This window comes from uncultured Lentibacter sp. (assembly GCF_937123735.1).
Lineage (GTDB): Bacteria > Pseudomonadota > Alphaproteobacteria > Rhodobacterales > Rhodobacteraceae > Lentibacter.
This window is the reverse complement of record NZ_CAKZKL010000028.1, coordinates 374,062-395,683: the sequence shown is the minus strand read 5'-3', so window position 1 is coordinate 395,683 and position 21,622 is coordinate 374,062. Positions and strand designations below refer to the sequence as shown.

Sequence of the window (21,622 nt, the reverse complement as noted above, 5' to 3'; positions counted from 1 at the left end):
TGGTGGGTCGTGAGAGGCTCGAACTCCCGACATCTTCGGTGTAAACGAAGCGCTCTACCAACTGAGCTAACGACCCGTGCGGCGGTGTTTAGCGACAGCTGCGCGGGCTTGCAAGCGGGTTTTGTGCGAAAAATCCAGAAAGACGTGAAAAAATCTTTTGCCCCCCTGCGCCACGCCTGTGTTGCCAAGGCCAGCGCGGCGCAGAAGGCGGGTTCAGTCGGCCGGTTGGGCCGCTGTTTGAAGCTCTTTGATCACCATATCAGACTGGCGCAGCCGCAGCTGGATCACCCGCCCGTTGGCCACCCGTTTGATGCGGGCCACCTTGAGTTTGCCAAGGGGCTTGAGATTGAGTTCACGCGCATCGCCCAGCGCCTCGCCAAGCACCTCAAGCATCGCCTCAACCACCGGTTTGACATCTTTGCGCTTCACGCCCGAGCGCGCGGCAACAGCGTCCAGAAGCTGCTCCTTGCGCATTTCGCTTTGGGCCGGGTCCAGGGCTGGCTCGGAGGGGGCTGGCTCTGAGGGGGCTGGCTCGCAAGGCGCGGGTGACGGGGGGGTGGGCGCAATCGCGGCCAGCCGGGGCGAGAGCGTCTTGCCGGCCAGTGGACGCTTGGCAGAGGGGCTTGCCAGGCCGGGCTTGGGCTCTGATCCGGCTGCCGGTTTGGCTGCGCCCGTGGCGGGCGGCTTCGCTCTGCTCTCATGTGCGCTTTTTGCGGTGGCTTTGGCCCGCGTCTTTGGGCCCGTCTTTGGGCCCGTCTTCACCGCTGTCTTGCCTGTGGTCTTCCCTGTGGTCTTCCCTATGAGCTTGGGGGTGGCCTCGCTTGTGGCTTGCGCTGGCGACTCTAGGCCCATATCCGGACTTTCAGACACGGTCTTGGCCTCTTGCATATCTGTCATTTTGGTTTGCCTCATGGTTTTTTTCGTGTTTTCAATCTTCGGCCCTGCCAAAAAACGCAGACGCTTCTGGCCAAGCCCGCCTCTTTTGGGCGAGATCTTTGCTCGGTATCCGCCGATGCGCACTAAGTGTCATCGCGGGATATTGCGACGATACCAAAGCCGCGCGTCTCTGGCCAGCTTTTCCTTTTGCGCCGCACTAACAGGCGCCACGCGCACTGGCCATTAGGCACAAAAAAGCGCCGCCCCCAGCGGAGGCGGCGCGAATGAGCGGCGCAGACCTGCGCCGCCTGTGTTTAGTGGGCCGTAGCGCTTGGGCCAGAGGCGGCGGCCAGCTGGGCGGCGGCCTCTTCAGCCGCTTCATCCCAGTCAATCGGTTCAGGTGCGCTCACCAGCGCATATTTCAACACTTCGCTCACATGCTTCACCGGAACCAGCTCCAAGCCCTCTTTCACATTGTCGGGGATCTCGGCGAGGTCTTTCTCATTCTCCTGCGGGATGAGCACGGTCTTGATCCCCCCGCGCAGAGCGGCGAGCAGCTTTTCCTTCAGCCCGCCAATTGGCATGGCATTGCCCCGCAGGCTGACTTCGCCGGTCATGGCGATGTCTTTGCGCACGGGAATGCCGGTCAGAACGGAGACAATCGACGTAACCATGGCAAGCCCGGCGCTTGGCCCGTCTTTGGGCGTGGCACCATCCGGCACATGGACGTGAATATCGATCTTGTCGAACTTCGTGGGCTTGACCCCGATGCTCGGGCTGATCGAGCGCACATAGCTTGAGGCGGCGTCGATGCTCTCTTTCATGACATCGCCCAGTTTGCCTGTCGTCTTCATGCGGCCCTTGCCGGGCAGCTTGAGCGCCTCGATATGCAGCAGATCGCCCCCCACCGACGTATAGGCGAGGCCGGTGACAACCCCAATGGCATTGTCTTCTTCGGCCAGCCCATGGCGGTATTTGCGCACACCAAGAAAATCGCCCAGCGTGTCCGGGGTGACCTCAACGGTCTCGGCCTCTTTCTTGACAATCTGCGTCACCGCTTTGCGCGCCACCTTGGCAATCTCGCGCTCAAGATTGCGCACGCCCGCCTCGCGGGTGTAGTAGCGGATCACATCGGTCAGCGCCGCATCTGTCAGCTCAAATTCCTTGGCCTTCAGGCCGTGGTTCTTGATCTGCTTGCTGATGAGGTGCTGCTTGGCAATCTCGCGCTTTTCATCCTCGGTATAGCCACTGAGCGGAATGATCTCCATGCGGTCCAAAAGCGGGCCAGGCATGTTGTAGCTGTTTGAGGTGGTCAGGAACATGACATTGGAGAGGTCATATTCCACCTCAAGATAGTGGTCGACAAAGGTGCTGTTTTGCTCGGGGTCAAGCACCTCAAGCATGGCAGACGCCGGATCGCCACGGAAATCCTGCCCCATCTTGTCGATCTCGTCGAGCAGGATAAGCGGATTTGTTGTCTTGGCCTTTTTCAACGCCTGGATGATCTTGCCGGGCATGGAGCCGATATAGGTGCGGCGGTGACCGCGAATTTCGCTCTCGTCGCGCACGCCGCCAAGGCTGATGCGGATAAACTCGCGCCCCGTGGCCTTGGCCACGCTCTTGCCAAGCGAGGTCTTGCCCACACCGGGCGGGCCGACAAGGCACATGATCGGGCCTTTGAGCTTCTGTGAGCGCTGCTGCACCGCGAGATATTCGACAATGCGTTCCTTGACCTTTTCCAATCCGTAGTGGTCGTCATCCAGCAGCTTTTCAGCGCGGGACAGGTCTTTCTTCACGCGCGATTTGACCCCCCAGGGGATGCTCAAGATCCAGTCAAGATAGTTGCGCACCACCGTGGCTTCAGCCGACATGGGCGACATGTTCTTGAGCTTCTTGAGCTCGGCGCGCGCCTTTTCAAGCGCCTCTTTGGAGAGCTTTGTGCCGGCAATGCGCTCTTCCAGCTCGGCCAGCTCGCCCTCGCCATCCTCGCCATCGCCCAGCTCTTTCTGGATCGCCTTCATCTGCTCGTTGAGATAATACTCGCGTTGCGTGCGCTCCATCTGGCTTTTCACGCGGGTTTTGATCTTCTTTTCAACCTGCAACACGCTCATCTCGCCCTGCATCAGGCCATAGACCTTCTCCAGCCGCGCACTCACATCCAGCGTCTCCAGAAGCTCCTGCTTCTGGTCCACCTCAATCCCCAGATGCCCGGCAACAAGATCGGCCAGCTTCTCTGGCTCCTGGGCCTCGCCCACAGCCGCCAGCGCCTCTTCGGGGATGTTCTTGCGCACTTTTGCATAGCGCTCAAACTCGTTGCCAACCGTGCGCAACAGCGCGGCAACCGTTTCCTCATCGCCCAGCAGCTCTTCAAGCGGCTCTGCTGTCGCCTCAAAAAACTCGGGGTTGTCCAGATACCCGGTGATGTGCACCCGCTCCACCCCTTCGACCAGCACCTTCACGGTGCCATCGGGCAACTTGAGAAGCTGGAGCACATTGGCCAGCACGCCGACCTGGTAAATTCCACTGGTGTCCGGATCGTCCTCGCCCGGATCAACCTGCGCAGCCAGCAAGATCTGCGTGCCATCGCTCATCACCTCTTCCAGCGCGCGCACCGATTTTTCCCGCCCCACAAACAGAGGCACGATCATGTGCGGAAAGACCACAATATCGCGCAGCGGCAATACGGGAAAGGAGGTGTTCATATCATCAGTCATGCTCTTGTCCTGTTCAGTGGCAAGGCCCCGCCCCCCTCACCTGAGGCAGCAGCAAGACCTTCCGCGTTTTCGAAGTGTTAACTTGGGCGTTCTGCGCCGCGTTTTCAACACATGGCTGCGCGCAAGATGCCTTTCAGTGCCCCGATCAGCAAGGTGGAAATAGGCCGGTTTTGCGATAGTTTTGGCGCAAACACCGTTGAGACAGCCCAAAACCCGCCCTAAGCTGGGCCTCAAAAGGGAGAGAAACCATGATTTCACAGTTTTGCGAGCAGACCGCGCTTTTGCTGATTGATGTGCAAAAAGGCGTGCATGTTTATGACCATTGGGGCGGCCCGGGCGGGCGGATGAACAACCCCGCCTGCGAAGACAATCTGCGCGCCCTGCTCACAGGCTTTCGCGCTGCCGGCCGTCAGGTTGGCTTCACCCGCCATGACAGCCAGGAGCCCGACAGCCCGCTAAAATTGTCCCTGCCCACCGGCGCCCAGCTTGACGGGCTCGATATTCAATCCGGCGATATCGTGGTGCACAAAGATGTGAACTCCGGCTTCATCGGCACAAACCTCGAAATCAAGCTGCGCCGCGCCGGTATCCGCCGCCTTGTCGTGGCGGGCTATTTCACCAATTTCTGTGTCGAAACAACCGTGCGCATGGCGGGCAACATGGGGTATGATGTCTACCTCGTGCAAGACGCCCGCGCGACCTGCAACCGCGTGGACCGCAACGGCGTTGACCATGATCCCGAGCTGGTCCACGACATCGCCGTGGCGGCCATGCATGGCGAGTTCTGCACCGCCATCTCAACGGCCGATGCCCTTGGGCTTCTGGGCGCAAATGCCCCCACCCTCCAGCGCGCCCAGGGCAATGAAGCCACCTCGGCCAAACCCGAGCTGCGCATCGCCTGAGCGGCACCAGATGCGATAAATTTCGCCCCGCGCGGGTTTACGCGGCGCGGGGCTTTCCCTATATAATCAGTCAGGAAACGAAGGACGCCCCCATGACTGACATGATCGACCCGATCGAAGGCACCCCGCTGATCGCCCCCTCCGATACGGACCACGCCCTCTATGACAGCATCGTAGAGGCCTGTCGCTCGGTTTATGACCCTGAAATTCCTGTGAATATCTATGATCTGGGGCTGATCTACACCATCAAGATCACCCCGCAAAGCGACGTGCATGTGACCATGACTCTCACCGCCCCGGGCTGCCCCGTCGCAGGGGAGATGCCCGGCTGGGTCGCAGAGGCCATCGAACCGCTGCCCGGTGTCAAACAGGTCGATGTCGAGCTGACATGGTCTCCTCCCTGGGGGATGGACATGATGTCCGACGAAGCCCGCCTTGAACTCGGCTTTATGTAAAAGAGCCAAACGCTTAGGAGACATATCTCATGTTCGGAATTCCAGGCAAACAAGCGGTCACCCTCACAGAGTCCGCCGCCAGCCAGATCCGCAAACTGATGCAAGACAAAGGCCACAGCGGGCTGCGTATCGGCGTGAAAAAGGGCGGCTGCGCGGGCATGGAATACACCATGGACTATGTGGACGAGCTCAACGCGCATGACGAGGTGGTCGAAGACAGGGGCGCGCGCGTGCTCATTGCGCCCATGGCGCAGATGTTCCTCTTTGGCACAGAGATCGACTACGAGGTCTCGCTGCTGGAAGCGGGCTTCAAGTTCAAAAACCCCAATGTCGAAGACGCCTGCGGCTGCGGTGAATCGATCAAATTCAAAGATGTAGAGGCGCTGGCCGCCGATCTCGGCAAAAGCTAGACAGGTGCTCGCGCTCCTGTGCCTGCTCACCCTCGGCATCATGTGCGCCCTCGCCTGGCGCACAAACAGGCACTACCGCGCTCAAAGCCGCCTGCCGATGCAGTTTGACCTCTTTGGCAACGCTGGCCTTTATGCGCCGCGCGCCCTTGCGCTGGCGTTCATGCCAGCGCTCGCTGCAATCATCCTGCTGCCGTTTCTGCTCCTCGCGCCCGATGCCCTTGGCCTGATCATTGCCTGCGCCTGCCTCTTGAGCGGCCAGGCCTTTTACCACTGGCTCCTCGCCCGCAGCCTCTAAACCACCCTGCTCTTTTTTATTGCCTCATATATCCCGGGGGTTTGGGGGCAGAGCCCCCAAGGTGTCGGATTTTCGCACAGCGAAAATTCGAAGCTGTCTTACGCACCCTTGCCCTGCAAATGCACATAGGTCTCGTCGTAGCGCCGCGTGAGATACTCCCCGGCCGAGATCGGCTGCGCCCCGTCTGCGCTCACATCGGTGTCGTAATTCGGGTTGAAAAACATCGGCACAGAAATGCGCTCGGCCTGCGTTCCCACCACGCGGTGCAGCGTGGCCTTCACGCGCCCGCCGGTCCACATCTCCAGCATTTCTCCGAAATTGATCACAAACTCCCCCGGAGCCATATCCACCGGATGCCAGCACGCATCCGCCCCCCAGACTTCCAGGCCCGCGGTGCCGTCGCTGCCCAGCAATGTCAAACAGCCATAGTCGGTGTGCGCGGCGATGCCAAAATCCTTCTCCCCCGCCCACTCCGGCCGAGCGGGGTAATAATTGCTGCGCAACAGTGCCATGGGGCGGGTAAAACACCCATCAAAAGAGCCCGCATCCCGCCCTGCGGCCTCGGCGATGTGGCGCAAAAGCGCCCGGCAGAGCGCCAGCGCCTGCGTGTAATAGGCCTGCACGGTTCTGGCAAAGCCTTCTGGTGCCTCGGGCCATTGGTTGGGCCCATAAACCAGCAAGCCCCGGGCCTGCAAAGGGTCGCCGGGCGGCAGCTCAAAGCCGCAATCAAAGACCTCCTTGTAATCGGGGTTGGCCCCCGCATCGACCTGCTCAGAGCCGCTCGCGCCCCAGCCCCGGTTGGAGCCGGTGCGGGCCATGTCGACTTTTTGCTTCTCCGCCAGAGGACGTGCAAAAAACGCCCGATAGGCCGCCAGAACCGCCTCCAGATCCTGAGCGCTGATGGGCGTCTGGCTCAGGCGCAAAAACCCCGTTTCCAAGACCCCGCGGCGCAGCTTTTCGCGGGCGTCGGGCGCGCCCGCTTCCAGAGCGGCAAAGTCAATCGTGTCAATCATGTCATACAGTCCTTCAGCCTATCCACAGGGGCAAAGTCTCGCCGCTCCTTCTAGTCAACTGGTCTGCCAGCGCAACCGCCCAGAGCCTATTGGCCCCGCGCGCGCAAGCTGCTAGATCTGCCGAAACACGAGTGAGGAGCAAGACATGCGGCGCAAACTGGCAGCAGGCAACTGGAAAATGAACGGCACACGCGCCAGCCTTGCAGAGATTGCGGCGCTTGGTCGCGCCCATGAAAACAGCCCTGTGGATATTCTCATCTGCCCGCCTGCCACGCTGTTGAGCGCGGCCGCAGGCCAGTCTGCGGTGCAGATCGGGGCGCAAGATTGCCACATGCAGCCCGCCGGAGCCCATACCGGCGATATTTCCGCCCCCCAGATCCGCGATGCCGGTGCCAGCGCCGTCATCCTCGGCCATTCCGAGCGCCGGCAGGATCACGGTGAAACCAACGCCATGGTGCGGGCCAAGGCCGAGGCTGCGGCCGCGGCAGGCTTGATGCAGGTGATCTGTCTGGGCGAGAGCGCCGCCGAGCGCGCGGCCCAAACCACGCTCAAGGTGATTGCCGAGCAGCTCGACGGCTCCCTGCCCGACAGCCCGCCCGCCCAAGACAGCGCGCTGGTGCTGGCCTATGAGCCAATCTGGGCCATCGGCACCGGGCATGTCCCCCAACTTGAGCAAATCGCCGAGGTGCACGGGTTTTTGCGGGCCCGCCTCAAGGCGCGCCTGGGCGCCGAGACCGGCGGGGCCATACGGCTGCTTTATGGCGGATCGGTGAAGCCCGACAATGCCGCCGCGCTCTTCAGCGTGGCCGATGTGGATGGCGCGCTGGTGGGCGGCGCGTCGCTCACGGCGGCAGATTTCTCTCCCATTATCACCGCACTCGCGCAGGCCTGAGCACCGCACAGCCCCTCAACGCCAAAGGCCGCGAACGCAAAAGGCCGCCCCAAACGGAGCGGCCTGTCGCTTTCAGGGCCGGCTTTGTGCCTTGCCCCCTGGCTACTTCGTGATGATCTCCGGCCCCATAAAGGTATTGGGCAAGAAGGTGGAGAGCCAGGGAATATAGGTCACCATAATCAGGAACACAAAGAGCACCATCAGGAAAGGCAGCGCCGCGCGCACCACGCTCATCATCGGCATCCCGGCCACGCCTGAGGTGACAAAGAGGTTGAGCCCCACCGGCGGGGTGATCATCCCGATCTCCATGTTCACCACCATGATGATGCCCAGATGAATGGGGTCGATCCCCAGTTCGATGGCAATCGGAAACACCAGCGGCGCCACGATCACCAGAAGGCCTGAAGGCTCCATGAACTGCCCGCCAATGAGCAGGATGATATTGACCACCACCAAGAACATCACCGGCCCAAAGCCCGCATTGAGCATGGCGCCAGCAATGTGCTGGGGCACCTGCTGCTCGGTGAGCACATGCTTGAGAATGAGCGCAAAAGCGATCACGAACAACAGGGTCACAGTGAGCTTGCCCGCTTCAAAAAGGGTCTTTTTGGTGTCGCGGTGAAAGAAGGCCAAAAAGAAGCCCCCCAGCGAGTAAAGCAGCCCGCGCAAGAAGCGCAACAGCCCCCCGCCCAGCGAGCCGCCGAAACCGGCCTGCACCGCCACCGCATCACGCGCCGCGCCGCCCAGCGAATAGGTGAAAATGATCGGCGGCAGCGCCACGAACACCGCAATCAACAGCGCCATCAACAGGGTCAGCAAAAAGCTGGCCGGGCTCACAAGCCCGCCGGGCAACACCTCGCCCAGCATACCCGTCAGCCCGCCCGACAAAGGCGGCACAACCGCCAACAAGGCCAGCGTCACGGGCCCGGATGCCAGCACCACGGCAATCAGCGTAGCAATTACCCCACGTCGCGCCGGAAAGGCCATCAAGACCCAGCCGGTCAGCAAGCAGACCAAAACCCAACCTGACCCCACCATAAGCCCAAGCGCGCGTGGGTAGCTCGCATCCGCCTCCGGGCTTGAGGCAAAGAGGTGCATCAAAAAGCCGATAAAGGCAAAGACAACGATCCGCAGACCAAGGCCAAAAGCGTCGCGCTCGTCTTCTTCAAGCCAGGGCGTGTCCTTGAGCGGGCCCATGTCGCGATAGATGGTCACAGCCGCGAAAAACGCATAGACCGCCGCAACAGCCGCCGCTTCCGTGGGCGTGAAGACCCCACCGTAAATGCCGCCCAGAATGATGAAAATCAAGAACAGCCCGAAAGAGGCATCCAGCATCGAGGCGGCAATCTCGTCCAGCCCGGCCCATTCGCCCTTGGGCAGGTTCTTGACCTTGGCAATCACATAGATCGTGATCATCAGCATAAAGCCGGCCAGAAGCCCCGGGATCACCCCCGCAAGGAACATGCGCCCCACAGAAACTTCCACCGCCGCCGCATAGACCACCATCACAATCGACGGCGGAATGAGAATGCCCAGCGTGCCCGCGTTGCAAATCACCCCCGCCGCGAACTCGCGGCTGTAGCCCACCTGCCGCATCCCGGCGATGACAATGGTGCCGATGGCCACAACCGTGGCCGGCGAAGAGCCCGACAAGGCCGCAAACATCATGCAAGCGGCGACACCGGCAATCGCCAGCCCCCCCGGCAAATGGCCCACAAGCGCTATGGAAAAGCGGATGATCCGCCGCGCCACGCCACCGGTTGTCATAAAGCTGGACGCCAGAATGAAAAACGGAATGGCCAGCAGGGTGAAATGCCCCTCAAAGGCCTCAAACAAGGTGCCCGCCACAGAGCCCAACGTCGCATCCGAGAACAACAGCAGGAACAAAACAGAGCTCAGCCCCAACGAAACAGCAATCGGCACACCGATCAGCAAAAAGCCGATCACCATGGTAAAGAGCAGCACAACTTCCATCAGATATCTCCCCGCACATCCTGCGCGTTTTGTTGGGCGCGCACCTCTTCAAGCTCTTCTTCCACCTCATGGCTGGCCACCAGACGGTCGGCCTCGCCACGCCAGATCAACACCGCAACCTGGGCAAACCGCACCAGCAGCAGCACCATGGAAATCGGCAAAACAATATAGGGGACAACCTTTGGCATCTTCTCATAGGCATCGCCGTAATTGATCAGATCTTCCAGAAACCTGAACATCCCCAGCATGGGCACATCCTGCACCTCATAAAAACTCTGGCTGCGCACACTGCTGTCAAACCCCGTGGGGACCCAGCGCCCCGAGGTGGGCGGCAGATCGGCGAACACGGCCCAGTAATCATAGGCCGCTTTCACCATCAACATGGAGAAAAACAGGCACAGCGTCACCGAAATCAGAGCCAACACCCGCCGCGCCGGAGCACTGAGCATGTTGACGATGGCATCGACCCCAAGGTGGGAGTGTGTCTTGACCGCATAGGACGCGCCCAAGAGCACCAGCCAGGCAAACAAAAAAACCGTCGCCTCAAGCCCCCAAAGCAGGTTGGTGGGCAGGCCCAGCGCCTCCACAACCGGCTTGGCGCCAGGCGTGTCAAAGACATATCGGATCACGACCCCCGCAAAGGTGATCAGCGTCATGGCCCCCAAAATCGTGGCAATCAGCAGCTCTTCAATCTGGTCTGTAAACGATGGTTTGCGCGTGGCCATGGCCTGTTCCTCCGCTTTCAAAAAAGGCGGGCCCGAAAAAGCCCGCCCCGTTTTTGTGTCAAATCAGGCGCTTACATGCCTGCGTTGATGGTCTGAACATAGTCGATGTTTTCCTGGCCCACGTCACCGGCAAACTGCTCCCAGACGGGTTTCATCACATCAACCCAGGCCTGGCGCTGCTCTGCGTTCAGCTCACGCACCACACCGCCCGCGGCGATGATGGAGGCTTTGGCCGAGGCGTTCACGGAGGTGGATTCTGCGTTGCGCGTTTCGGTCACCTCTTTGAGGATGGTGGTGAACTGTTCGCGCACGGCGGGCTCAAGGCTGTTGAGCCAGTCCACATTGGTCACAACAAGATAGTCGATGATGCCGTGGTTGGTTTCGGTGATCCCGTCCTGCACTTCAAAGAATTTCTTGCCATAGATGTTGGACCAGGTGTTCTCCTGCCCGTCAACAACGCCCTGCTGCAAGGCACCGTAGACTTCGGAAAACGCCATTTTCTGGGGAGATCCGCCAATCGCTTCCATCTGCGCCACAAGCACATCAGAGCTCTGGACGCGGAATTTCAGGCCATTGGCATCACTGGGCGACACCAGCGGCTTGTTGGCGCTCATCTGTTTCATGCCATTGTGCCAGAAGGCCAGCCCCTGAAGTCCACGGCGCTGCATACTGTCCAGCATCGCCTGGCCTTTTTCGCTGTTCTGGAACGTGTCCACGGCGTTGATGTCTTTGAACATGAACGGCAGATCAAACAGGCGGAACTGTTTGGTGAATTTTTCAAACTTCGACAGGCTCGGCGCGGCCAGCTGCACATCGCCTTGCAACATGGCTTCCAGAACCTTGTTGTCGTTGTAAAGCGTCGAGTTGGGGAAGACTTCCAGACACATCGTGCCGTTCATCTCGTCGTTGACGCGCTGCTCCAGCAGCGAGGCCGCAATCCCCTTGGGGTGTTTGTCGGTGTTGGTGACATGGCTGAATTTGACAACGATCTCGCCATCATCACAGCCCGCCGCAACGGCCGAGGCCGATACGCTCAGCGTCAGGGCTGCCAAAGTTGCTGTCAGAAATTTCATGTGGGTCTCCTCCCAGAGTTCAGAATCACTCGCCCCACCGCAAACAGGCGGGGCCGATGCAAAAAAGGGTCACAATTTGGTCATCCGCGTGCAAGGTTTCGTTTTTTTGCCTAAAATCAAGGCATTGCAAAAACCGATGCGCCGCCTTGTGCGAAATACCGCACAGCTATGACAGGGCGTTGTGCGAATCTTCGCACAGTCCAACCCGCCTGCCCGGCTGCGCGCCTTACCGGTAGTCCTCAGGCTTCAGCCCGTAGCGCGCCAGTTTGTCATAAAAGGTCTTGCGCGGCAGCTTGAGCGCCTCGGCAGCGGCGGCAGCCTTGCCCTGATGGCGTCCCAAAGACGCCACCAGCAGCGAGCGTTCAACCTGCGCCATCTGCTCAGCCAGCCCGAGCGCCCCCGCTGATGCGCCCGGCGCATCCGGAACCCCAAGGACAAAGCGCATCGCCGCACTCATCAAAGCGCGCGCGTTGCCCGGCCAATCCTGCGCCATCAACCCGGCCACAACATCCGGCCCGATTTCGGGGGCCGCGAGCCCTGTCTGCTCCGCCGCCTGGCGCACATAGTGGCCAAAAATCACCGCAATATCCTCGGGCCGCTCGCGCAGCGCCGGAATGCGCAGGCTCATGCCCTCCAGATGATAATAAAGCTCAGCGTTAAAGCCGCCTGTCTCCGCCAGAGCGGCCAAACCGTCCGGCCCGCCGGCAATCACCCGCGCCGCCAGCCCCGCCTCAAGCGCTTCGGCCAAACGATATTGCAGCGCGGCTCCCAACGTCTCGATCTCGTCTAGAAACAGCGTGCCCCCGGCCGCCTCCAAAAGCGCGGCCTCAAACCCCGCCTCATCCAGCGCCGCGCTCTGGCGGCGCACAAAGGCACGCGTGCGGCGCGTCGAACTGAGATGAATAACCTCCGCAACCTTGGCAATGCCCGCGCCGCGCGGCCCTGTCACCAAAGCCGCCAGATCCAGCGCCGCAAGGCTGCGCGCACGGCTGCGCAGCGCCTCGGCCTGTGGCGAGGTGCCAAAAATCATCCGGGCCGCCGGATCTGCGGCGCGCGCAGCGGCGCGCAACCCGCGGTTTTCCCAAACCAGCGCCCGGGTCTTGAGCGCCCGCCCCAGCACCGCCAGCAGGGCCTGCGCCGCGCAGGGTTTTTCCAAGAAATCAAAGGCCCCCAGCCCCATGGCGCGCACGGCCATGGCAATGTCGCCCTGCCCGGTCAGCAAGATCACCGGCAGATCGGGGTCCACGCCCTGGGCATATTGCAACAGATGGAACCCGTCGCGCCCGGGCATCCGCATATCCGACAGGATCACCCCTTCAAACCCGGCGGTGATATGGTCCTTGGCTTCCACAAAAGAGCCCGCCAAAAGCGGTGTCATGCCCTCCAGCTCAAGGGTCTGCGCCAGCGCCTCGCGCACCGCGCGGTCATCATCCACCACCAAGACAACAGCCCGCTCCATCAGCTCTCCCCGGCCTCCCACAAATCCAGCTCCACCGCAAAAACAGCGCCTCCCAAAGCGCCGTTTTGCCCGGTTATGCGCCCGCCAAAACTCTCGATCAACCCGTAAGAAATCGACAGGCCAAGCCCGAGCCCCTCAGCGCTCCCAACAGCCTTTGTCGAATAGAACGGCTCAAAAATCTTTTCCGGATCCGCAATCCCCGGCCCGGAATCCGCCACCTCCACGCGCACGCGCCCCGGCGCGGCGTGCGCAACGGCAATGCTGATCTCCTTTGGCGCGTCCTGCCCCTGCATGGCTTCAGCTGCATTGGTGATCAAATTGACAAACACCTGCCCCAAGCGCACCTCGCCTGCGCGCACAAAAACCGGCTCAGACGGGCGCCTCCAGCGCAGCTGCACGGCCTCTTCGCTCAGCCGCGCCTCCACCAGCTCCGCAGCCGTGGCCACCACAGCGCCCAATTCAACCCGGCTCATCGGCTCGCTTTCATTGCGCGCAAAAGCCCGTAAATTCTTGATAATCCGGGCCGCACGCGCACTCAACGCCGAAATCCGGGCCAGGTTCTCGCGGGCCACAGCCTCCTGGCCCTGCGCCAGAAAGCGGCGCGCATTTTCGGCAAATTGCCCGATCGCCATCAAGGGCTGGTTGAGCTCGTGGCTGATGCCCGCGCTCATCTGCCCCAAAGCGCCCAGTTTGCCCGCCTGCACAAGCTCGGCCTGCGCGCGCCGCAAAGCCTCGGTGCGCAGCTCCACACGGGCCTCAAGCTGCCGGTTGGCCTGCTCCAATGCGCGCCGCCGCTCGGCCACCAGAAACAGGATCGCCCCGAAGGCCACAAGCACCGAAGCAATCACCATGGCCTGCCACAAGGCCAGCCGCTCGGCCGGAGCCACATCCACAAGCGCCTCCGCGCGCATCGCAATCACCGGCATCTCTTTGGTCAGATGCAAGGCCCGGCGCGGAATGTAAGGCCCCAGATCCAGCACCCAGAGCTCTTCCTCGCCGCGCCAGCTCTGCTCGATCCGCCGCGCCGTGCCATCTTCCAACACCAGGCCGGCGGCCCCGCTCTGCAAGCGCGCAAACAACAGCTCCGAGCGGTTGGCCATAAACACCTGCCCCGCCTGATCGGTGAAAAAAACCGTCGGGCGGCTTGAGCGCCAGCCAAATTCGAGCTCATCAATATCCACAGCCACCAAAAGCATCGCCCGCACCCGCCCCGTGGTGTCAAAATCAGGGGCCGCAAAAAAATAGGCCCGCCGCGGGCCCGCCGCGGCAGAGAGGCTCAAATGCCCCGTGCCAAGCGCGCCCTGCGCCGCGCGCCGCACCCAAGCGCCGCCCAGCGCCGCGCGCCCCAAAGGGGCCCCCGCCGCCGCCAGAACCTGCCCCGCCGCATCCATGTAAACCAGCGCCAAGGCGCCCGTCTTATCGGCCGCACCGCGCAAGAAATCCTGCGCATCGTCGCGCATCTGCGGGCCCGCATCCAGGCCCACCAGCCTGGGATGGTCCGCCAACATCACCGCCAACTCCTGATAGCGCTGCAAGCGCGCCTCAAACCGGTCGCCCGCCAACACAAGGTCAGCCTGCCCGCGTGCGGTCAACTGCGCCATCGCCTGGTTGAGCCCGAAGCGATACACCCCGAGGCTCACAGCCAGAACCAGCGCCAAAAACGCTGCCCATATCCCGATCCTGAAGAAAAGCCGCTCCATCATGCCCCTTGATACTCCCGCTACAGAGGCTTGCAAAGCCTTAGGCGCCGCAACCGGCTTGGCGGCTTCTTCTGGTTTCAAATACCTCGGGGGAAGGTTTCAAAAGCCCGCGCTTTTGAAACCTGGGGGCTGGCCCCCTCCGTCACCCGCGCGGGGCTTGCCCCGCGCGGGTCGCCCCACGCCCCCGCAGGGCGTGGGGCGAAACAGGCTCACAGCGGCAACATCGTGGTGTGCTTGATCTCTTCCATCGACAAAAGCGCCGTCACATTGTGAATCTTCACTTCCGAAATCAGCGCCTGATAAAACACGTCATAGGCGCGCGCATTGGCCACGCGCACCTTGAGGATATAGTCGATATCCCCCGCCAGTCGGTGCGCTTCCATCACCTCAGGGCGCTCGCGCAGCGCACGCAAGAACGCATTCTGCCAGTCCTTCTCGTGCTCGCTTGTGCGGATCAGAACAAAAAAGCAAGCCTCCAGCCCCAGCGCCTCGGCGTCCAGCAGCACCGTTTGCTGGCGGATCACCCCGCTGTCTTTCATCTTGCGAATGCGGTTCCAGACCGGGGTTTTCGAGCTGCCCACCTGCGAAGCAATCTCATCCAGCGATTGCGCCCCGTCGCGTTGCAATTCCACCAGAATTTTTCGGTCCAGAACATCCAGCCCCTGCGTCATGGCGTTTCTCCTCTTTCACAGGTTTTTCCAAGGCCCAGCGCCACAGCGGAAAACATATGTTCCGCGCGCGCAAGTTTATCGGCCTCATATTGAAACAATTTCCCACATTCAAGCAAAACAGCCCCGCCGCAGCTTGCTCCCGCACCTGATCCAGATCAAAGCTATCTGAAAGATACGGGTTTAGACAGGGCCCGAACGAGACAGCACCGAAAGACCCCCCATGACCGAGGCCAAAGCCATCAAACCCCCAACCCTGCCCGACGCCCAGACCGTCACCGCAGTGACCCACCACACCGACCGGCTCTTCAGCTTCCGCTGCACCCGCCCCGCCTCCTTGCGCTTTCGCTCCGGGGAATTCGTGATGATCGGCCTGATGGGCGCCCCCGACCCCAAGACAGGCAAGCAAAAACCGCTGCTGCGGGCCTATTCCATCGCCTCGCCCAGCTGGGATGAAGAGCTGGAGTTCTACTCCATCAAGGTGCCCGACGGCCCGCTCACCTCGCGGCTGCAACATATCCAGCCCGGAGATGAGATCATCCTGCGCCCCAAGCCCGTCGGCACGCTGGTGCATGACGCGCTCCTACCCGGCAAGCGGATCTGGTTTTTCGCCACCGGCACAGGCTTTGCACCCTTTGCCTCGCTGTTGCGCGAGCCGCAAACCTATCAGGACTACGAGGAAGTCATCATCACCCACACCTGCCGCGAAGTGGGCGAGCTGGCCTATGGCGCCCAGATCATCGAGAGCCTCAAGACAGACGAGCTGCTCAATGAGGTGATCGGCGAAGGCTTCTGGAAGAAAATCAAATACTACCCCACGACAACCCGCGAAGAGAGCCCCAAGATGGGCCGCATCACCGATCTGATGCGCACAGGCGAGGCCTTCCGCGACCTGGGTGTCACGCCGATCTGCCCGCAAAACGACCGCGCCATGATCTGTGGCAACCTCGCCTTCAACCTCGAACTGAAAGAGATGCTGGAAAGCTATGGCCTCGTGGAAGGGGCCAACTCCGATCCCCAAACCTATGTGGTCGAAAAAGCCTTCCTCGACTGAGACCAGCGCTTCGCGCAAATAAAAGCCCCGCTCACAGGGCGCGGGACTTTCTTTTTCGGCCAGGCCCTAAGCCTAAAGCCCCATCGCGGCTTTCACCTGATCCAGAACCGCCTTCAACGCGTCAGGGTTGTCCTGAGCGGCTTTGACGGCCTTCTGAAGAAGACCCTTTTGCAGGGCGCTGATCTTGTCTGAAGCCTCGATCATCGCTGCGACTTTCTCAAAGTCAAATCCCTCCGGGGTGAGCACTGCACTTAGGCTTGTCTGGGCGTCTGATGCCGCATCAGCTGTGGCGTCCGGCGTTGCCTCTGTGGCCACTGCGGCCTCTGTGGCTGCCTCGGATATGGCGCTCGCCGCTTCGCCTGTGGCCTCAACAGCCTCGGCGGCTGTCTCGGCGACAGCCCTTGCGGCCTCGCTCGCGGCCTCTGTGGCCTCAGTGGCCTCTGTGGCCTCTGTCGTGGCCTCAACCGCCGCAGCGGCGGCTTCCGTTACGGCTGTTGCGGCCTCTGCCGCTTGGTCTGTCGCAGCCTCGCTCACCGCCCCTGTGGCCTCTGTGGCCTCTGTGGCCGTCTGCGTGGCCGCGTCAACCGCGCTTTCGACAGCCTCGGACACGCCCTCCGCCGCCTCGGTCACAACCTCAAGCGGCGCGGCTTCTGTGACTGTTTCCGTCACAGTTTCAACAGCTTCTCCGATGCTCTGGCCCGAATACACATAGTAGCCAACGCCCAAAACAATCGCCGCCAGCACCATCCACAGTAAATTCTTCATAACTCATTCCCCTTGGGTTCGGGCGCCCAGACCCGTCTGGCGCGCGCTCAATCTGTCAAATGGCGCAGGCTTTCGGACGCCACAAGGGGGAAAGCCGCCACAATAAGCTCAGATACGCCGATTGTCGCTTGAATCCACCCCATCAGCGCTCTACCTTGCCCGCTGACTCTCAAGGTCAACAACAAAAGGATCAAAACCATAGCCCGTAGACCTCATAACGCGCCTCCACAGCGCGACACTGGCCCCCGCGTCAATGACCGTATCACAAGCCCAGAAATCCGCCTGATTGGCGCCGATGGCGAAAACGTCGGCGTTGTCAGCCCGGCCCAGGCCATGGTGATGGCCGAGGAGGCCGAACTCGACCTCGTCGAGATCTCGCCCAACGCCAACCCGCCGGTCTGCAAGATCATGGATTTCGGCAAGTTCAAATACGAACAGCAAAAGCGCGAAGCCGAGGCCCGCAAGAAACAGAAGATCATCGAGATCAAAGAGGTCAAGTTTCGGCCCAACACCGATACGCATGACTATGAAGTCAAAATGCGCAATGTGGTGAAGTTTCTGGAAAAAGGCGACAAGGTCAAGATCACCCTGCGCTTCCGGGGCCGCGAAATGGCCCACCAGAACCTCGGCCGCGAGCTTCTGGAACGCGTCGCCAAAGACGTGACCGACCAGGAAATCGGCAAGGTGGAAAACTTCCCCAAAATGGAAGGCCGCCAGATGATCATGTTGATCGGCCCCACCGCCAGCAAATAACCCGACACCGCGCCTCGCATTTTTGCGGGGCGTTTTTTTCAAGAGGCGCATATGTGGGAAACCCGCTACCAAGGCGCAGACTACCTCTTTGGCACAGAGCCCGCCGCCTTCCTCAAAACCCATGCCGCGCTTTTTGCGCCCGGCCAATCCGCACTCAGCGTGGCCGAGGGCGAGGGCCGCAACGCGGTCTTTCTGGCCCAGCAGGGCCTCACCGTCACAGCGCTCGAATTCGCCCCCTCCGCCCTCGCCAAGGCCGAGCGGCTCGCGCGCGCCCGCGGCGTCAGCGCGCGCTTTCTTGAAAGCGATGTGCTCTCCGCGCCCTTCCCCGCTGAAAGCTATGACCACGTTCTGGGCATCTTCATCCAGTTTGCCAGCCCGCCTGCGCGCGCGCGCCTCTTTGGCAAGATGAAAGCCGCCACCACCCCCGGGGGGCTTGTGCTGCTGCACGGCTACACCCCCGCGCAAATCGCCTTCAAAACCGGTGGCCCGCCCCAAGCCGAGAACATGTATACAGAAACACTGCTGCGCGCGGCCTTCGCAGGCTGGGAGATCCTCACCTGCAAAAGCTATGAGGCCGACATCGCGGAAGGCAAAGGCCACGCAGGCCGCTCCGCCCTCATCGATTTCATCGCACGCAAACCCGCCTTGGCTTCTTCTGGTTGAAAATACCTCGGGGTTTGGGGCAGAGCCCCAAGTAAACCCTGCGTTTGGGGCAGAGCCCCAATAAAACAAACCTGTGTGCCGCAGGCACCCCTCCAGATCCCTTGCCCCAAAAGCAAACGGCGCGCACTTCTCAGCCCGCGCCGCTCACCCATGGATCAATTTGGCTTTACTCCGCCGGGACCGTCACACCGCCCCCGCCGATCCGCTCGGGCAGCACAAAGGCGATAACCACAAAGGCCAGCCCCATGACAATGCCCACAAGGTCTCCAGACAGCGCCATCAGCCCGTCATATTTTGCGCCGGGCACGCTGCCCAATGTGGTCTTGCCACCGGCAATGTCGTTCAAAAGTCCGCTGGCCTTCCACGCGGGGTAAGTGACCATATAGGCCGCCGCGCCCAAGAGGCCGCCTGCGATGAAGAAGAGCGCGTCCTTGCGCCCCGAGGCCGCCGCACAGACGCCCGTTCCGGGGCAGAACCCCGAGGCCGCCCAGCCTGCGCCCAGCATCAGCCCGCCGATGAACACGCCCGCATAGGCCGCTTTCACGCTCATATGGCCCACGTCCACAAGGCCCAGCATCTGGCCGGCAAACATCAGGATCGAACCTGTGCCGATCGCCAGCAGGATGGTTTTCATGAGGTTCAGGTTGGTCAGCGCCAGCATCCGGCCAATCCAGGTGGGGTTGGTGGCGCCAATTCTGTCCAGCACCGCGCCAAAGGCGGCGCCAATCACGATTGCGAGGAGAATTTCCATCTCAGCTCTCCTTTCTATACATCATCAGGGCAACCGGCACGGCCGCCGCAAAGGCGCCAGCGGCAAAGATATAGCCCGAAACGGCGGTTTGCATCATGCCGCTCATCATATGGCCGGAGGTGCAGCCGCCTGCGAGCCGCGCGCCGTAAAGCACAACAAACCCGCCGAGAAAGGCCAGCGCATAGCGCTTGGCCGCCGTGTCGCCATAGGTGTTGCGCCAGATTTCGGGCAGGCTGCGCTCTTGAGCGCTCAAGCCGCCCCGCGCGCGCACCGAAGCATAGGCCCCCGCCATCATCGCCAGCACGAAGATGAACGAATAGTTCAGCGGGTTGGCCACGGCCTTGGCATATTTGCCGCCCGATTTGGCCAGATAGGCGTTGCTCGAGGTATAGCCCTCATCGGTTTTGGTCACGAGTTCGCTGTTCACAGCGTCGCCGATGATGCCGTCCAAAATCACAAACTGCGTGCTCACGCCGATGGGCTTCACAAGCAGAACGGCGAGAAAAAAGACCAGCCCGAGCAGCACGCCGCCAAGCTTCCAATCCAGTGTCATGATGTTTCCTCCTGATATATTCCATTGCATGAATATCAGAGAGCCCTCAGCGCCACCTTGACCCATATCAAACAGCCGCCGCCGGCGTGCAAGGCGCGCGCGGGCCACGCGCGGGCCGGGCTGAGCTGTGCAGGGTTGTTGACGCTGTGCAGCCAGAGTGTCATAGTTTTCGCAATGTGAAGCCACAAGCCATAAGGCCGGCCCGTAACGAGTAGGCAATCCATGCAGTTTTCCAAGCGCCGCGCGGAGCGCAGCCCATGAATATCACCGCCCTCACCTGCGTGAAAAACGAAGGCCCCTTCCTGTTGGAATGGATCGCCTTCAACCGCGTCATCGGCGTGAGCGACTTCATGATCTATCACAACGATTGCACCGACGGCACCGACACCCTTCTGCAAGCCCTGCAAGCCCATGGCATCGTCGAGACGATGGTGAACCCCGCCCAGGGGCGCAACTTCCAGATGGAGGCGCTCAAAAAGTCGCGCCGCCGCGCCTCGATCAAAAAGGCCGATTGGGTCTGGGTGGCCGATGTGGACGAGTTTCTCAACATCCATGTGGGCGATCATACAATCCCCGCGCTCATAGAGGCCTGCGGCAACCCGCAGTGTATCTCGGTGACCTTCCAGTTCTTCGCCAATTGCGGCGTGGAGCGCTATGAGGACAAGCCGGTGATCGAGCAGTTCCTCTATTCGCACAACCCCGACATCTGGACCCATGAAACCGCGATCGAAGTGAAATCCCTCGTGCGCGCGGACTTCCCAATGACCTATTTTGGCGCGCACCGCCCCTTTCACGACGGGGTCAAACTGCCCCGGCGCAAGCAGCCCAGCTGGACCGACGGCTCCGGCCAGCCCGCGATGATCCAATTCATCAAACGGGTGAACAAACGCCGCATCCGCAAGTTTCCCGCCAAGGGTGTGCGCAACTTCGCCACGCTCAACCATTACGCCCTGCGCTCGCTTGACAGCTATCTGGTCAAGAACGACCGCGGCGATGTGAACCGCGAGTTCCGCGACTTTGATGACACCTATTGGCGCGAGCGCAATGATGCGAGCTATTTTGACGACAGTATCCTGCGCTACGCAGACAAGCTCGCCGCCGAAATGGCCCGCCTCAAGGCGCTGCCCGGCATTGCCGCGCTGCATGAAAAATGCGTGGCGCTGCACCGCGCCAAACTCACAGAGCTCATGGCGCAAGAAAGCTATCAAGCCATGCGCAAACAGCTCCAAGCCAGCCCCCCCTACGCCCCGCAAGAGGCCGCCCTGCGAGAGCTTGTCGGCTTGCCCCTATGAGCCAGACGTTCAAAATCGTCAATCTTGGCCTGCCCAAAACAGGCACAACAACCCTCACCCGCGCGCTGCGCCGCGCCAAGGTGCGCACGGTCGATTGGCGCATCCACCGCCGCCAGAGCAGCGATCCACAGCTTGTCGGCAAGCATCTTGGCACCGTCCTTTACCGCGATTATTTCGATCACGGCGACCCGCTGCGCCGCCTGTCCGGGTTTCGGGGCTTTAACGAACTCTCCCAGGCCGGGTTGCACACCTCCCTCTGGCCCCAAACCGATTGGGGGCTGCTCGACGCCATCCAGCGCCACCACCCCGACACCCGCTTTCTGCTCAACATGCGAGACCCCGCCGCCACCGCCGCCTCGATCATGCGCTGGGGCAATATGGGGGCCTTGCGCCTGCCCAACACCAATATCCCCGGCCTGCCCAAAGGCTACGGCCACAGCGAAGCCGAGCTGGCGCGCTGGATATTGGGGCACTACATGTTCTGCGAGCGGGTCTTTGCGGGGTCCAGCAATTTCCTGGCCTTTGACATAGATGCCCCCGATGCCCGCGAGTCCCTCGCCCGCTTTTTAGACCTTGATCTGCCCTGGTGGGGCATTGCCAACCAGAACCCCGCCCCGCCTGCCTAGCCCGCCCCG

General features: G+C 61.5%; 22 protein-coding genes and 1 tRNA gene. 10 read left to right on the top strand and 13 right to left on the bottom strand.

What is annotated here, in order from left to right:
• The 3 genes from Q0478_RS09375 to lon form a co-directional block, all read right to left on the bottom strand.
• Positions 1-76, bottom strand: a tRNA-Val gene (locus Q0478_RS09375).
• A gap of 137 nt (positions 77-213) precedes the next feature.
• On the bottom strand, positions 214-897 hold the full coding sequence (locus Q0478_RS09370; RefSeq protein WP_298678606.1) for an HU family DNA-binding protein: 684 nt from the start codon (positions 895-897) through the stop codon (positions 214-216).
• A 293-nt stretch (positions 898-1,190) separates the two neighbouring features.
• Entirely contained in the window at positions 1,191-3,590 is a 2,400-nt protein-coding gene (gene lon, locus Q0478_RS09365) for an endopeptidase La (RefSeq protein WP_298678604.1), read from the bottom strand.
• A 248-nt stretch (positions 3,591-3,838) separates the two neighbouring features.
• On the opposite strand from lon, the gene Q0478_RS09360 reads away from it, so the two are divergent.
• The 4 genes from Q0478_RS09360 to Q0478_RS09345 all read left to right on the top strand — a co-directional run bounded on the left by Q0478_RS09360 (position 3,839) and on the right by Q0478_RS09345 (position 5,652).
• Positions 3,839-4,492 (top strand): isochorismatase family protein, encoded by a 654-nt coding sequence (locus Q0478_RS09360; protein ID WP_298678602.1) that lies wholly within the window; start codon positions 3,839-3,841, stop codon positions 4,490-4,492.
• 92 nt (positions 4,493-4,584) lie between these two features.
• Entirely contained in the window at positions 4,585-4,947 is a 363-nt protein-coding gene (locus Q0478_RS09355) for an SUF system Fe-S cluster assembly protein (RefSeq protein WP_298678600.1), read from the top strand.
• A 29-nt stretch (positions 4,948-4,976) separates the two neighbouring features.
• A complete protein-coding gene (locus Q0478_RS09350) occupies positions 4,977-5,357 on the top strand; it encodes an iron-sulfur cluster assembly accessory protein (protein WP_298678598.1) in 381 nt (126 codons plus the stop codon).
• 4 nt (positions 5,358-5,361) lie between these two features.
• Positions 5,362-5,652: a hypothetical protein gene (locus tag Q0478_RS09345; RefSeq protein WP_298678596.1), complete on the top strand. Its 291-nt coding sequence runs from the start codon at positions 5,362-5,364 to the stop codon at positions 5,650-5,652.
• Between the two features lie 98 nt (positions 5,653-5,750).
• Here Q0478_RS09345 and Q0478_RS09340 read toward each other — a convergent pair whose 3' ends face one another.
• On the bottom strand, positions 5,751-6,665 hold the full coding sequence (locus tag Q0478_RS09340) for a 2-oxoglutarate and iron-dependent oxygenase domain-containing protein (protein WP_298678594.1): 915 nt from the start codon (positions 6,663-6,665) through the stop codon (positions 5,751-5,753).
• A gap of 145 nt (positions 6,666-6,810) precedes the next feature.
• On the opposite strand from Q0478_RS09340, the gene tpiA reads away from it, so the two are divergent.
• Entirely contained in the window at positions 6,811-7,557 is a 747-nt protein-coding gene (gene tpiA, locus Q0478_RS09335) for a triose-phosphate isomerase (protein WP_298678592.1), read from the top strand.
• Positions 7,558-7,659: 102 nt separating this feature from the next.
• On the opposite strand, the gene Q0478_RS09330 is transcribed toward tpiA, so the two are convergent.
• From Q0478_RS09330 to Q0478_RS09305, 6 genes are all read right to left on the bottom strand, one after another.
• Positions 7,660-9,531 (bottom strand): TRAP transporter large permease, encoded by a 1,872-nt coding sequence (locus tag Q0478_RS09330; RefSeq protein WP_298678590.1) that lies wholly within the window; start codon positions 9,529-9,531, stop codon positions 7,660-7,662.
• Entirely contained in the window at positions 9,531-10,256 is a 726-nt protein-coding gene (locus tag Q0478_RS09325) for a TRAP transporter small permease (RefSeq protein WP_298678588.1), read from the bottom strand. The genes Q0478_RS09330 and Q0478_RS09325 overlap by 1 nt, the downstream gene beginning before the upstream one ends.
• 71 nt (positions 10,257-10,327) lie before the next feature.
• On the bottom strand, positions 10,328-11,329 hold the full coding sequence (locus Q0478_RS09320; protein WP_298678586.1) for a DctP family TRAP transporter solute-binding subunit: 1,002 nt from the start codon (positions 11,327-11,329) through the stop codon (positions 10,328-10,330).
• A gap of 226 nt (positions 11,330-11,555) precedes the next feature.
• A complete protein-coding gene (locus Q0478_RS09315; RefSeq protein WP_298678584.1) occupies positions 11,556-12,788 on the bottom strand; it encodes a sigma-54 dependent transcriptional regulator in 1,233 nt (410 codons plus the stop codon).
• Entirely contained in the window at positions 12,788-14,491 is a 1,704-nt protein-coding gene (locus Q0478_RS09310) for an ATP-binding protein (RefSeq protein WP_298678582.1), read from the bottom strand. Before Q0478_RS09310 ends, Q0478_RS09315 begins: the two co-directional genes overlap by 1 nt.
• Before the next feature lie 206 nt (positions 14,492-14,697).
• Positions 14,698-15,159 carry an Lrp/AsnC family transcriptional regulator gene (locus tag Q0478_RS09305; RefSeq protein WP_298678580.1) on the bottom strand — a complete coding sequence of 154 codons (462 nt, stop codon included), beginning with the start codon at positions 15,157-15,159 and terminating at the stop codon, positions 14,698-14,700.
• Positions 15,160-15,379: 220 nt separating this feature from the next.
• Between Q0478_RS09305 and Q0478_RS09300 the strand changes: the two genes are divergently transcribed.
• Positions 15,380-16,210, top strand: a complete 831-nt coding sequence (locus Q0478_RS09300) for a ferredoxin--NADP reductase (RefSeq protein ID WP_298678578.1) — start codon at positions 15,380-15,382, stop codon at positions 16,208-16,210.
• 72 nt (positions 16,211-16,282) lie between these two features.
• Here the strand turns inward: Q0478_RS09300 and Q0478_RS09295 are convergent, their stop codons facing one another.
• A complete protein-coding gene (locus tag Q0478_RS09295; protein ID WP_298678576.1) occupies positions 16,283-16,975 on the bottom strand; it encodes a translation initiation factor 3 in 693 nt (230 codons plus the stop codon).
• Between the two features lie 198 nt (positions 16,976-17,173).
• On the opposite strand from Q0478_RS09295, the gene infC reads away from it, so the two are divergent.
• Both infC and Q0478_RS09285 read left to right on the top strand, forming a co-directional pair.
• Positions 17,174-17,728, top strand: a complete 555-nt coding sequence (infC, locus tag Q0478_RS09290) for a translation initiation factor IF-3 (RefSeq protein WP_298678633.1) — start codon at positions 17,174-17,176, stop codon at positions 17,726-17,728.
• Positions 17,729-17,779: 51 nt separating this feature from the next.
• Positions 17,780-18,391, top strand: a complete 612-nt coding sequence (locus tag Q0478_RS09285) for a class I SAM-dependent methyltransferase (protein ID WP_298678574.1) — start codon at positions 17,780-17,782, stop codon at positions 18,389-18,391.
• A gap of 166 nt (positions 18,392-18,557) precedes the next feature.
• On the opposite strand, the gene Q0478_RS09280 is transcribed toward Q0478_RS09285, so the two are convergent.
• Together Q0478_RS09280 and Q0478_RS09275 are read right to left on the bottom strand one after the other, a co-directional pair.
• A complete protein-coding gene (locus tag Q0478_RS09280; protein ID WP_298678572.1) occupies positions 18,558-19,142 on the bottom strand; it encodes a YeeE/YedE thiosulfate transporter family protein in 585 nt (194 codons plus the stop codon).
• A 1-nt stretch (position 19,143) separates the two neighbouring features.
• Positions 19,144-19,695, bottom strand: coding sequence for a YeeE/YedE thiosulfate transporter family protein (locus Q0478_RS09275; protein WP_298678571.1), 552 nt, complete (start codon positions 19,693-19,695; stop codon positions 19,144-19,146).
• Positions 19,696-19,952: 257 nt separating this feature from the next.
• On the opposite strand from Q0478_RS09275, the gene Q0478_RS09270 reads away from it, so the two are divergent.
• Complete coding sequence (locus Q0478_RS09270; RefSeq protein WP_298678570.1) at positions 19,953-20,987, top strand: glycosyltransferase family 2 protein; 1,035 nt, start codon at positions 19,953-19,955, stop codon at positions 20,985-20,987.
• The gene (locus Q0478_RS09265) at positions 20,984-21,613 is read left to right on the top strand and encodes a hypothetical protein (protein ID WP_298678568.1); all 630 of its coding nucleotides are present in this window, start codon (positions 20,984-20,986) and stop codon (positions 21,611-21,613) included. The genes Q0478_RS09270 and Q0478_RS09265 overlap by 4 nt, the downstream gene beginning before the upstream one ends.
• Positions 21,614-21,622 lie beyond the last annotated feature (9 nt).